Here is a 245-nt window from a genome sequence, read left to right as displayed (position 1 = left end):
GCCCCCAGTAAGAGACCCAGGCCGAACCCCTGTAGTGCGCTCATCGGCCGCGGGGGCGGCGCAGGGAAACGGACCTGGACTTTGGGCTGACGGCGGTCGTATTCCGCGTCGCCGCCGGGGTCCGGTTCAGACGACGCCGGCGCGGTGGTCTCGGCCAGGTAAACCAGCGGCGGCATCTGCACGGGTTTGGCCGCGGGGTTGGGCAGGATACGGGGCTGTTCCAGTTTTTTGGCGGTGTTCTGGAA

1 pseudogene is annotated in these 245 nt (G+C 68.2%); it reads right to left on the bottom strand.

Annotated elements, in window-relative coordinates:
- Nucleotides 1-245 (bottom strand): annotated as a pseudogene (locus ACGF49_RS25305) (hypothetical protein); the annotation flags it as partial.

Source organism: Photorhabdus sp. RM96S, from assembly GCF_042879335.1.
Classification (GTDB): domain Bacteria; phylum Pseudomonadota; class Gammaproteobacteria; order Enterobacterales; family Enterobacteriaceae; genus Photorhabdus; species Photorhabdus kayaii.
This window is presented reverse-complemented; position numbering and strand designations above follow the sequence as displayed.